The 12,585-nt window shown below is 65.0% G+C and carries 8 protein-coding genes; 5 read left to right on the top strand and 3 right to left on the bottom strand.

What is annotated here, in order from left to right:
* Window position 1: 1 nt before the first annotated feature.
* The 3 genes from K5L49_RS17700 to K5L49_RS17690 all read right to left on the bottom strand — a co-directional run bounded on the left by K5L49_RS17700 (window position 2) and on the right by K5L49_RS17690 (window position 3,334).
* On the bottom strand, window positions 2-1,033 hold the full coding sequence (locus K5L49_RS17700; protein WP_223694859.1) for an alpha/beta hydrolase: 1,032 nt from the start codon (window positions 1,031-1,033) through the stop codon (window positions 2-4).
* The gene (locus tag K5L49_RS17695; protein ID WP_223694858.1) at window positions 1,026-1,958 is read right to left on the bottom strand and encodes an alpha/beta hydrolase; all 933 of its coding nucleotides are present in this window, start codon (window positions 1,956-1,958) and stop codon (window positions 1,026-1,028) included. Before K5L49_RS17695 ends, K5L49_RS17700 begins: the two co-directional genes overlap by 8 nt.
* Before the next feature lie 65 nt (window positions 1,959-2,023).
* A complete protein-coding gene (locus K5L49_RS17690; protein WP_223694857.1) occupies window positions 2,024-3,334 on the bottom strand; it encodes an MFS transporter in 1,311 nt (436 codons plus the stop codon).
* A gap of 200 nt (window positions 3,335-3,534) precedes the next feature.
* On the opposite strand from K5L49_RS17690, the gene K5L49_RS17685 reads away from it, so the two are divergent.
* From K5L49_RS17685 to K5L49_RS17665, 5 genes are all read left to right on the top strand, one after another.
* Window positions 3,535-6,210: an alpha-L-rhamnosidase gene (locus K5L49_RS17685; protein ID WP_223694856.1), complete on the top strand. Its 2,676-nt coding sequence runs from the start codon at window positions 3,535-3,537 to the stop codon at window positions 6,208-6,210.
* A gap of 47 nt (window positions 6,211-6,257) precedes the next feature.
* Window positions 6,258-8,675: a glycoside hydrolase family 3 N-terminal domain-containing protein gene (locus K5L49_RS17680; protein ID WP_223694855.1), complete on the top strand. Its 2,418-nt coding sequence runs from the start codon at window positions 6,258-6,260 to the stop codon at window positions 8,673-8,675.
* 83 nt (window positions 8,676-8,758) lie between these two features.
* Window positions 8,759-9,346: a TetR/AcrR family transcriptional regulator gene (locus K5L49_RS17675; protein ID WP_223694854.1), complete on the top strand. Its 588-nt coding sequence runs from the start codon at window positions 8,759-8,761 to the stop codon at window positions 9,344-9,346.
* 938 nt (window positions 9,347-10,284) lie between these two features.
* A complete protein-coding gene (locus K5L49_RS17670) occupies window positions 10,285-11,160 on the top strand; it encodes a hypothetical protein (RefSeq protein WP_223694853.1) in 876 nt (291 codons plus the stop codon).
* A gap of 119 nt (window positions 11,161-11,279) precedes the next feature.
* Entirely contained in the window at window positions 11,280-12,278 is a 999-nt protein-coding gene (locus K5L49_RS17665) for a hypothetical protein (RefSeq protein WP_223694852.1), read from the top strand.
* The last annotated feature ends 307 nt before the right edge of the window (window positions 12,279-12,585 follow it).

The following is a 12,585-nucleotide window of genomic DNA, read 5'->3' as shown; positions in this document are numbered from 1 at the left end:
GTTACTCCTTGAGGTGTTCGCTGGTTAGTGATGAGGCACTCGCGGGCGTGGCTAGGACGCGAGCGAGCCAGGCCTGCCGGGTGGCGCGGGCGGTTTGCGAGACGTGCGCAGTCGGCGCCATTCCGTCGAACCCGTGGTATGCGCCCGCCCACACGTGGAGGTCGACAAGACCACCCGCTTGAGCGATACGCGATCCGTAGTCGAGCGACTCGTCGCGGAACGCATCAGCGCCTCCGACGTCGATGTAGGTGGGTGGCAGATCGGCGAGCTCCCCGGCCAGCGTGGGCGACGCGTACGGCGGTATCTCGCCTGCCGGGATCTGCCCGAGGAGGGACGACCACCCGAACACATTCGACTCGCGCGTCCAGACGGTTGCGTCCCCGATCGATCGCATGGACCTTGTGCTGCTGCGGTGGTCGAGCATCGGCGCGATGAGCAGTTGTCCGCGCAAGCGCGAGTCGCCGTGGTCACGGGCGACGAGTGCCGTCGCGGCAGCGAGCCCGCCGCCTGCGCTTTCGCCGGCGATGATGACCGGACCGCCACGGAAGCCGAGATCGTCGGCGTTGTCGATGGTCCATCTCAGCGCGGTCCAGCAGTCGTTCACTGGCGCAGGGTGGGGGTTCTCTGGGGCGAGTCGGTATTCGACCGACACGACGGAGAGGTCGAGGGCTTCGGCGTAGTCAAGCATCTCGTCGACACCGTTCACGTTGCTGCCGAGCACCATTCCACCGCCGTGGATGTAGAAGATGCACCCCTTCGACTCGCGGCCGGCCGGAGTGCACGCCAGAAGCGGAACGTCCGGAGTGCTTTCGCGACCGGGTGCGAACGTGTGCTCGACGCGGAACCGTCCGGAGCGCGCGAAGTGCTCGATCGCCGGTTCGGGCACGCCGGGGAATCCCGCACGCACGAAAGGAAGGATTGCCGCGTCGAGCGATGGCGTTCCGCCCGGTACAGCGGCGTGCAACGCAGCAAGCGGTGCCAGCAGCTCGGGGTCGAGTGCGGGTGTCGGATCGGTCGCAGCGATTTCAGTCATGGAGGGCTCCAGCGAAGAAGTCGAGCGACCGATCCACTTCCGCGAGGCTTGGTGAGCGGTTCAGGTGCCCGTGCGGCATGCCTGCGGCGACGTAGGAGTGGACCGGGACGCCGACCTCGGTGAGCTGAGTGATGAGGAGCTCAGCGGACGAGCGGAGGTCGTCGTATTCGGAGATGACGATGTGCGTCGCTGGGAGCTGATCCAGAGGGGCCGCTCCCGGTGCGACGTCCACAGGGAGGTCGGTGACTCGACCGACGTAGTTGCGGATTATCCATTCGATGTTCCCCGGCGGAGTGCGCAGTGCGGGCGGGAGGATCGCAAGCTCCGCAGCCGCCTCGGGCGAAAGCCCAGGTGTAGGGAAGTGCACGAATGGGTAGGCGAGGAGCAGCGCATCAGGGGACGGCCCAGCGATATCCCGGAAGCGGTGGGTCGCTGCCATCGCAAGGGCCGCTCCCGCACTCGCACCTCCGACGCCGACCCAGTTCGATGCGCCGACCCCGTCTGCTGTGCCGGCGAGGACCGACGCGACCACGGCGTGCACGTCGTCGATGGGTACGGGGTAGTGGATTCCGTCGCGGGCGAGCCGGTAGTCGACGCTCACGACAACCACGCCGGACCGATGGGCGAGCTCCGCCGCGACAATGTGCGCCTCCGGGGAGTCGAGGTCGCCGGTGGCAAATCCTCCACCGTGCGCCCACACGAGAACCCGCCCGTTCGCCGTTTCCGGTCGGTAGACCCGGTAGGGAACACCTCCGTTGGGGCCATCCAGCTGAGCATCCTCGACGCCGACCCCCGCCGGCATCGACCACGCTTCGGGGTCCTCGTAGAACGCTGTCATGCGCGACGTCATGTCGGCATCCATCTGGTGAAAGTCCAGATTCTCCATGAGGTGCAGTCTTCCGGCGAGATAGGGGTCGAACGGCATTGCAATCAGTGTCCTTCGTGTGGTGGACGCGGCCGGATCTGGCTGACGACCCAGCCGCGTCGCGATCAGAGGCTGCCTTTGACCTTGCGGATGAGCAGGGCACCGATGATCGCGATGATGCCGCCGCTGATGAAGACGGCCGGGTATCCGCCGTTGGGGATGAGGTTGCCCAGGGCGAGGATTCCGGCTGCGAGGAAGGGCCCGAGCGAGCGAGGCGTCTGGTCGGCGAGGGTCATCAGCCCCATGTACTTTCCAGTCTCGCGACCCTCGCCAGGAAGGACGTCGATCATGACCGCGCCATCGACCGGGAAGTACGCTCCTGTGCCGAGCCCCATGATGACGAGCGCGATCAGGTAGACCTCGACGCTCGGGGCGAATGCCGCAATGACGGCGCCGATCGCGATCATCGTCGAGGTGTAGAGGACCATCTTCTTACGGATGCGGAACCGGTCACTGATCCAAGACCCCAGGGCCGCTCCGACGACGGCGCAGACGAGGCCAAGAATGCCTGTGAGGGAGATCACGCCCGGCAGCTGCTCCGGCGTGACGTGGAGATAGTCGGTGATGTAGTAGAACCCGTAGACGGTGGTCAGGACGGTTCCGAGAGTCGTGATCGCCTTGCCGAGCCACGCCCAGGAGTAGTCGGGGATGGCACGCGGGTTGACCTTGAACTGAGCGAATACCCCGATGATCGAGAGTCTGCCGTCCACCTCGTCGCGGCTGAGTCGACGGTCCTTGATCATCAGGACGGTGATGAGGGCTGTAACTCCGAAGCACGCCCCGGGAATCGCGAACACGATGAACTGCTGACCGAGGTACATCGGCAGGACGATCGATGAAACAAGGCCGGAGAGCACCAGCATCACCTGAATCAGTCCCATTACACGACCTCGGTGCCGTTCGGGGATCTGATCGGGCACGAGGGGAGCATTTCCGCCGGTATAGATACCAGCCGCGGCCGCGTAGACCAGCGCGCCGAGGATCAGCACCGTAATGTTTGGCGCGAGTCCCATGATTCCCATGCCGACTACACCGAGCGCGCCTCCGACGAGCAAGAACGGCCGCCGCATGCCCAGTCGCGACGTGCAACGGTCGCTGAGCACGCCCGCGATCGGCGACACGATGATCCCGACCACGGCGAACAGGCCGGTGAGGATGCTGAGGAAGATTGCCTTGTTCGCCGGTTCGAGAGCACCGACGGTGTATGGCCACGAGACCAGGGTCATCGATACCGCTGGCACGGCGAGACCGAACTGACTGATCGAGAGGGCCACGACAAGACGTGCCCGGAGCTTCACCGGGCCGGGGAGCTCGGGCTCGATGATCGGGTCCTCAGGGAGCCCCGCGCCCGCTACGGGGCGGATGATTTCTGACACCTGTTCCTCCTTGAACGTGCTCTGACTGTCGCAGTCGTGCGAGCCGATGTGTGTGACGCGGAGTGCGCTTTCGGGACTATACAACGATTGCTGCATAGTGGCAACGCAGCAATAGTTGCACAAAGCTGCACTATGCGCCATCTGTTGTATAGTTGCAAGCGGTCAGTGACCGCCGAAGACTCAAAGGAGAGACCCGATCCATGAATGACGCCAGCAGCACGTCGCCGTTCGAACTCACGGCGGAAACCGGGGGCGACGGCTTCCCTGTAGCGCCAGCCCGACCGGAACTGTCATGGAAGTTGCCGACCGATGTGCTGCAGCAGGCCGGCTTCGAACTCGAGGCCACAATCGGAGCAGCCCGGGTTCGGTTCTCAGGTGAAGGTCCTCAGCATCGATTCGTCGCGTGGCCGTGGCCAGATCTGCGAAGCACGGAGCGCGTCACATGGCGGGTGCGCGTGCGCCACCGGGGCGGCATGACGGCCTGGTCAGCTTGGGCGACGCTCGAGGCAGGGCTCTTCGAAGCCGATTGGGAAGCGGAGTGGATCACCTCCGCCGGGGCTACCGAGCATCCCGTGGGCGAGCGACCCGCCTATGACTTCGAGACACGATTCACGGTCGATGGCACGGCGGACACGGCTCGCCTGTACTCAGCGGCGCTCGGCGTCTACGAGGCCTTCGTCAACGGCCACCGCGTCGGGTCCGCAGAGCTGCTGCCCGGATCACAGTCCTATGACCGCACCCTCTACGCGCAGGCGTTCGACGTCGCCTCCGCCTTACAGACAGGCGAGAACACCCTCCGCCTTCGCGTCTCCGACGGATGGTTCCGTGGTCGAGCAGGCGCCTTCCGACAGCAGGCCGCCTGGGGAGCGGACACGGCGATACGAGCAGAACTGCACCTCGATCTCGAGTCTGGCCCTACAGTTGTGGCCGCCACCAGGCCTGGGTGGGAGGTCTTAGAGACCGACGTTGTCCGCGCAGACCTGATGGACGGCCAGTCCGTTGATCTGACGCGTGCTCCGCGATCGCTCGGCGAGGCTGTTGCGAGCACATCGGAGATTCCCGGCGTGAGCTGGTCCCCGGCTCCCCCAGTTCGAGTCACAGACGAGCGCTGGCCCGTATCGATCACACCATTGGGGCCCGACGATGCGGTCGTGGACTTCGGCCAGAATGCGTCGGGGCGGGTACGCCTGAGCTCGCTCGGGGAGGTCGGAGCCACGACGACGCTGGTCTACGGCGAGCATGTCGACCCCGCAGGCCGGGTGACCCTGACACACCTCGACACCCCGACACCAGATGGGGGTTCGGTCACGTTCAGGCAGCAGGACGAAGTGATCTCCAACGGAGACCCTCGGGCCCTTTTCGAGCCGCGCCATACGGTGCACGGCTTCCGATATGTCCAGGTACACCGCGCCAACCTCGAGCTCTCCGACTCGGATATTTCGATGCAGGTACTGCACACCGACTTTCGCACCGCCGGTGGGTTCTCTTGCTCCGACGACAACCTGAATCAGCTCTGGGAAGTAGCTCGATGGAGCTTCCTCGGCAATGCGGTCGACGTGCCGACGGACTGCCCTACCCGCGAACGTGCGGGCTGGACCGGCGACTGGCAGATCTTCCTCCCCACCGCCGAACGTCTCTACGATGTCGACGGGTTCAGCCGCAAATGGCTGCAATCTGTTCGCGACGATCAACTGGACGACGGCCGGATCGTCAACATCTCGCCGGACAACTCGCGACTTCGCGCGATCCCCGACCCCGGGGTCGACTTCGCGACCGGCTCAGCGGGCTGGGGCGACGCGATCACCATCGTCCCGTGGGAGCTGTACCGCACCTACGGAGATGTGACGGTGCTTGCAGACAGCTGGGAAGCGATGAACCGTTGGGTCGCGTACGCCTTGCGTGCTGCGGCCGGCAACCGTCACCCGTCCCGGGTGGAACGCTCCGCCGAGCCTCTCGCGCACGAGAAGTACATCTGGGACGGCACCTTCCACTTCGGAGAGTGGCTTGAGCCGACTCCGATCTCGGACGATGGCACGCCGGGCCCGACCATCCCTGATCCGATCGCATGGGCGATGGCAGACAAGGGAGAAGTCGGCACGGCCTACCTCCATCGGTCGGTCGAGACGCTGGCCAAAGTCGCCGCCGTACTCGGCAAAACTGCCGAAGCCGCGCATTTCGGCGAGTTGGCTGACAAGATCCGCGATGCCTGGCGTCTCGAGTTCATCGGCCCGGATGGGCGCACGCCGAATGACACCCAGGCAAGTTACGTCCGGGCGCTGGCGTTCGGCCTTGCGCCCGAGGACGTACGGCCGTTGGCGGCGCAGCGACTCACTGAGCTGATCGAAGAAGCCGACGGCCATCTCGGGACGGGGTTCCTGTCCACTGCTGACCTTCTGCCCGTACTCGCTGATAACGGCTACGTCGACGTCGCTCACCGACTCCTGCAGCAGCGCACGACGCCGTCGTGGTTGGGGATGATCGACCGCGGAGCAACAACGATCTGGGAGGAATGGGAGGGTGTTGACCGCAACGGCAATGCCCACGCTTCCCTCAATCACTACAGCAAAGGGGCCGTCGTGCGGTATCTGCACTCTCATGTGCTGGGCTTGCAGGACGCACCGGATTCAGTCGCCTGGGACTCCTTTATCGTCGCGCCGGTGCTGCTGAACGGCATGGACTGGGTCAGCGGCCACTTCGACAGTCCGCAGGGCCGGATTGAAATCGATTGGTACATCCGCGACGAGGAGGCTGTGCTCACCGTGGTCGTTCCCGGGGGCAGCGAAGCGCTGCTCGTCTGGGGCGAGCACCGCGTGACGGCTGGCCCTGGCCGCCATGACCTGCGCGCCACTCGGCCGGCGATTCCAGTCACTGCTTAGCAGCACGCTCAGACACGACACGACAAAAGGTGGGAAGAGGATTCAACATGACGAAGTCGCCCGAGCAGCGGGCCGCCGCGCTCCTGCAGGAAATGACGCTCGAGGAGAAGGCGCAACAGCTCACGGCTGTGATGCCGTTCGGCCTCATGAACGTCGACGGCCCCAGCCGTGAGCAGCTGAGCTCCGAGCTCGAGACCGGCATCGGCCAGGTGAGCATGCTCGCGATGTTCAGCCATCTGCCTCCGGCCGGGCTGGCTCATACCGCGAACACCATCCAGCGGTACCTCGTCGAGGAGACCCGGCTCGGCATCCCCGCGATCATCCATCTCGAAGCGATCAACGGTTTGGTCGCTCGCGGTTTCACCACGTTCCCGACCGCAATCGGCCTCGCAGCGACCTGGAACCCCGAGGCAGTGGAGCGGATGGCGCGGGTGATCGCGCGGCAGATGCGCGCGGTCGGACACGCGCAGGCGCTGTCTCCCGTGATGGACGTCGCACGGGATCCTCGTTGGGGGCGTGTGCACGAAACGTATGGGGAAGACCCCTATCTCGTGTCAGCCTTCTCGGTCGCATACACGCGTGGCCTCCAGGGTGACGATCTGACCTCGGGGGCGCTCGCCACCGGCAAGCACTTCCTCGGGTTCGGGATGACCGACGGCGGGCAGCACATGGCATCGACCACCGTCGGGGGTCGCGAAGTGCGGGAAGTGTACGCGCGACCTTTCGAGGCCGCGATCCGCGAGGCCGGCCTCGGCTCGATCATGAACTCGTACTCCACAGTGGATGGCATCCCGGTCGGTGCGAATCGCCCGGTCCTTGACCACCTGCTGCGAGACGAGCTCGGCTTCACAGGAACCGTCGTCTCCGACTACGGAACCATCGCCAACCTCTTCGACCGCCAGGGAGTCGCCAAGGATCTCAAGGATGCGGGACGACTTGCGCTTGAAGCCGGGTTGGACGTCGAGCTCCCGGACGCGAAGGGCTACGGCGCCACGCTCGTTCAAGCCGTTCGCGAAGGCCTCGTCCCCGAGGGTCTCGTGGACCGGTCGGTGCTGCGAGTATTGCGGGACAAGTTCGCGCTCGGGTTGTTCGACGACCCGTACGTGTCTGAGGACGAGAGCGTCATCGCTTCGGTTGCCGTCGAAGGCTCCGACCTCGCCGTCCAACTCGCCAGAGAATCGGTGACTCTGCTCCGCAACGATGAGAACCTCCTGCCGCTGTCGAAGGCGACACGGCGCATTGCCGTGATCGGCCCCCACGCAGAGACCATCGATGTGAGCTTCCCCGGCTACACCTATTTCGCCTCGTTGGCGATGATGGCTGGTGCTGCTCAGGGCGAGCAGTCGAACATGGCGGGGACGGAGGACGCCGGTCAGTCCGCCCTGAACTCCGGCACGATGGCCGCACTCGGTGCGCAACTCGGGCCGATCCTGGCCCGAGGACTCGACGCCTTCGCACGTGAGACTTATGGCGCCATGACTCTCACCGATGCCATCCGACTGGCCGCCCCCGACGCGGATGTCATCTCCGTCGACGGATGCGGCGTTCTCGACGATGAACCCGCCGACCTCGATGCCGCGATCACCGTTGCGGAGTCGGCCGATCTGGTCATCCTCGCCCTCGGCGGCCGCCCGGGCTGGTTCGGCACCCGCGTCACCGAGGGAGAGGGGAGCGATCGCGCCGACATCGACCTTCCCCACATTCAGGTGAGCCTCGCTGAGGCGATCGCCGCCACAGGGAAGCCCACCGTGGGCATCGTTTTCACCGGCCGCCCATTCGCTCTCGCTGGAATCGCCAAGGTGCTTCCTACCCTCATATACCCGTTCTACGGCGGACAGGCCGGCATGAGCGCCGTCGCCGAGGTGCTGTTCGGTGACGTGAACCCGTCCGGAAAGCTCCCCCTGAGCCTGCCGCGCCACTCGGGGCAGGTTCCGCTCCATCATGGGCAGCACCTCGGAACGGGCTACCGCCGGACCAACGCCGACGCGCACAAGGGCTACACGGACACTCCCTCGACACCCCTGTTCCCATTCGGTCATGGGCTCAGTTACACCAGTTTCGACTACACGGACCTGCGGGTCTCAGACTCGATCATCAGCACGAACGGGTCCGTGACCGCGAGTGTCACGATCACAAACACGGGAGACCGCTCGGGGACAGAAGTCGTCCAGTTCTACGCCTCCCATCGAGCCGAGTTGGTGACCCGGCCGGCGCAGGAGCTGATCGGGTTCCTGCGCGTCGACCTCGCACCAGGCGAGGTTGCAACAATCGAGATCGCGTTCTCGACCGGCCAGCTCGCGTACCTCGGTCGCGACAATCAATTCGTCTTCGACTCGGGTGCTCTCGATCTCTCCGTCGGCTCATCCTCGGAAGACCTTCGGTTGAGCGAGACGATCGAGACAATCGGGACCGCGGCGGACTGGTCCGAAGATCGTCCCCTGTTCCCCTCTATCAGCCGCCGCTAACTATGCGACGATTGCTGCAAGAACCTGTAAACGAGCGGTCGTGAGGGCGGACGCCAGCTGACCGCGATCTGGATGGGCGACGTATGAGTCAGTTGGAGAACACCGACCCACGATATGTGCGGTCCCGAGTGAAGCTGCGCGCTGCCTTCCTGGAGCTGGCTCACGAGGACCCCGAGAAGCTGACGGTCTCGGCGATCTGCGAGCGCACCGGCATCGACCGAGCGACCTTCTACCGGCATTTCGATTCCATCGATGACCTGGTGGCCGACGCGCTTGCAGACCTCGCCGATCAGGCCAACCAGCAATGGGAGGCAACTTCGACGGGCTCCGGTTTGCAGCTGCCCGAGTCGACGGCAATCTTCGTCAGGTACCTCAAGCACGTCGAAGAGAACTGGCGGCTCTACCAGTGGGCGCTGAGTCCGAAAGGGAGTTCGAAGACCCTTCACGCCCTTCTCGATCGCTCCGCTAGGGGGGTCGCGTTCGAGCTCCACAAACTGGACGACACGCTCTCGCCCGATGAGGTGGAGTTCCGCGCTTCCTTCGCCTCAGGAGGCATTCTCGGCGCCTGCATCCACTGGCTCTCCACGGAGAAGCCGAGCTGCTCGGCCGAAGAACTGGCTACCCGCATCCTCGACATTTCGGACCAACGCCTGAAGCACGTCTTCGCCTGACGCGGCAGGCCCGGTCGGAGGCGAACGCACGACAACGCCCATCACGTTGCGTTGACTCAATCACATCTACGCAACAAGTCTTGCAACATGATGCGGGAGGAAGCGGACTACGCAGGTACCGACGACGACTGAGCAGGCACCGGACCGGAACTGGCATCGATGCGGTAAGTGCGGACGGCTCCATCAACGTGTCGCGGTCAGCGCGAATCGCGCGCCAGTGCGAGGAGCGCGTCGATCAGGGTCTCGCGTCGTGGCGAAAGTCGACCGTGCTTGCGTTGTCTCAGCTGCCGACCCACCCAGCGTGCAGAACGGAACTCCGCTGGATCGGAGCCGTTGAGGAATGGGAGCCGCCCTTGTCCGACCACGAACCTGATCGCCTCATTGAGTGCACGGTCCCAGCCAGCCTCATTGGGATCCCAGTCGAACGCCGGCGATCGGTCGAGCCGGATCCTCTGGAAGTCCGTTAGGTCTCGCTCGAAACGGCGTTGGTAGCGAGCCCACTCTCCCAGTCGTCGTTCCCACTCGGGCAGAGTCGAGAGATCGCGGGTGTGCTCCCTGGGCGCTCGCCCTCCCGCTTGCCAATGCATCTCGTACGCGTGAAGGCGGGTGACCCACGAAGCGGCCCTCGACCCAGGCCGGCCGTCGATGGTCGGAAGTCCCAGCTCGCTGGCCTCAGCCGACACGTAGTTGATTGAGCCGTCGGCATCGTCGCCTCCGTCTTCGGTCCACGAAGTGACCGCGTCGAGATGGATCGCTCGCCGATCGTATGGATGGTGCACCACTTGCGCCTTTCTGAACTCGCCTCGCTTGGGAGTTCAGGCCGTCTATGCGCGGCAACAGGGCATCGCGGCACCCGAGGACACCTCCTTGTCGATGAGTCGGTGGTTTCGCTCCGAGCGCGCGGAATACGGTGACGACACGATCGGCAGGAGGCGACAGTGGACGACGCCGAGCGCGGATATACCTACCGTCCGATAAACGCCCTTCCGTACTGGGACCAGATCGGTGCATTCATCGACCAGGTAGTCGACGACGTCGCCCACGAGCAGCGCACTCGACGCGACGTGTACCCGGCCGTGGTCCCTTTCGTCCTCTGGTGCTGGAGAACTCGCGGCCTCCCACTCGATCGCTCTCGGATCATGCGGCGGGCTGTCGCGGATGACTTCGTACAGCGTGGTATGCCCGGATATCTCACCGGAAGTCGCGCGACACATCGGTCTGCGCTCTACCGAGTGATCCAGGCGCTCGAGACGGACAGGACCGATTCGCCCGGCCGACCAATCCCACGTCGCAAGCCGACCCAGCCGTATACGGCAGCGGAGGTAGCGCAGCTGCACAGCTGGGCCATCTCCCAAGGGACGGAACGTCGGCGGCTCGACGCCATGATGCTGCTGGTCCTCGGGCTCGGCGCCGGGCTCACCTCAAAGGAGCTTCAATCCATCCGGACAAGGGACATCATCGTCGGACCAACGGGGTCGCTGGTCTCAGTCTGGGAAGCTCGCCCTCGAGTCGTTCCTATCTCGCCGGTCTGGGCGGAACGGCTCAGCACCGTGTACGACTTCCTGCACCGCGACGCCTGGGCATTTCGACCCGGCCGAACCAGTGCCCGGGACGGTCAGATCACCGACTTCCTCATTCGGGCGCGGACGCACCATGACATCCGGCCCGTGCGCATGCGGACGACGTGGCTCGTCGAACATCTCAGCAACGGGACCCCACCCGCTGACTTGTTGCGGATCTCCGGCCTGCAGCAGCTCGCAGCGCTCGACCGTTTAGTCGGTTTTGTACCCAAAACAGGGGATGCAGATCGATGATCTTTCTCTCCGCATTCGCGCCCTGATCGGGACTTTCTGTCAAGGGAAAGTCGGTGAGGTCCTTCTTTTGGCCCCGTCGGGCACGGAAAACGCGACATCGCGCCGCGCACACGCTCGACATGACCGACAACCAAAATCGCCGACTCATCGACAACCTCGACGGCTACTCGCGCGAGCACGCGGATCTCCGTATCGCCTACCCCGACGCACCCGATTGGGCATGGCGGGTGATCTCGCGCTATCGCCCACAGAAGTCCGCCGTCCAGTGGGAGACGGTACGGCGGATGGTGATCACCGTTGCCCTCGATATAAGGCCGACCACGTGGGAGCAGGCGCGGCGTCTCATGTCGATGACCGGCAGATTCGCGTCGTGGATTTGGAGCGTCAAGGGCATCGACCCAGATCAGCACCGGTACTTCACTGAGGCGAACATCTGGTACTACGTCGAACGCACACTGAGCGAGCACTCGGAGTCCTATCGCTGGGGCACCGTCCGTCAGCTCGGTGTGATCGCCGAGCGGATCAACGGTGACGCAGTGAAGCGCCACCCGGCGCCGAACCTAGCGGGGGCGTCGCGCCCGTTCAAACAGACCGAACTGGCGGCGGTACACAGCTGGGCGATCTCCCTCTCGACCGAGTTCAAGATCCGCAACGCCTGCGCCATCGTCAGCCTCGGCGCAGGGGCAGGGATGAGCAGCGCGGAGATCGCCGCAGCCCGGGTAGGTGATGTCGAGACGACCAGTAGTGGCGTCTGGGTGCGAGTGCGCGGCGAGAGCCCACGAAGGGTTCCGGTCCTGTCACCGTGGGAGTCCGTCCTGCAGCGGGCCGTGGCCGAACGCGCGAACGGGGACCTCCTGTTCCAGGGATACCGCCTCGAGGAGTATCCTCCACGCGCCATCCAGACTTTCCTCTCCGAGCACCCCGCACGCGTCCGTCCGACCGTCAGCCGTCTGCGCACATCGTGGATCGTCCGCCATCTGAATGCCGGGGTCCCCGTCGCTGCGCTCGTCCGGGCGGCCGGCCTTGCGCATGCAGGCGGGCTCGAAAAGTACCTGGGGTTTGCCGATCAGCCGAGCCTTGACGACTGCGCGGATCTCTTCTTCGGGGCCGAGCTCTAATGGCCGCACGCAACCTTGGAAGCACCTCTCAGCCGCTCCCGGAGTGGGCCGAGCAGCTCACTGACGTCGACACCGAACTCGGGGCCCTCACGCTCGAGGAGGTGGCGCGACGTGGAGATCTCAGCGCGCCTGTCCCCGACGCGACCGTCGACAAGCTTCTTGCGCGCGTGCGCGACTCCGGAGCGCTAGATCTTCTCGCCTCGTGGCGAGCGGAAGACCGAGACCCGTACCTTCTCGGCGGCCGGCCGGCCCTGATCAGCGACGAAGCCGTTCTTACCGGCCTGCTGATCCTTGCAACCGAACGCAA

Origin of the sequence: Leifsonia poae, from assembly GCF_020009625.1 — a bacterium.
Classification (GTDB): domain Bacteria; phylum Actinomycetota; class Actinomycetes; order Actinomycetales; family Microbacteriaceae; genus Leifsonia; species Leifsonia poae_A.
Note: the sequence above shows the minus strand (reverse complement) of the source record. Positions and strands in the feature narration are given on the sequence as shown.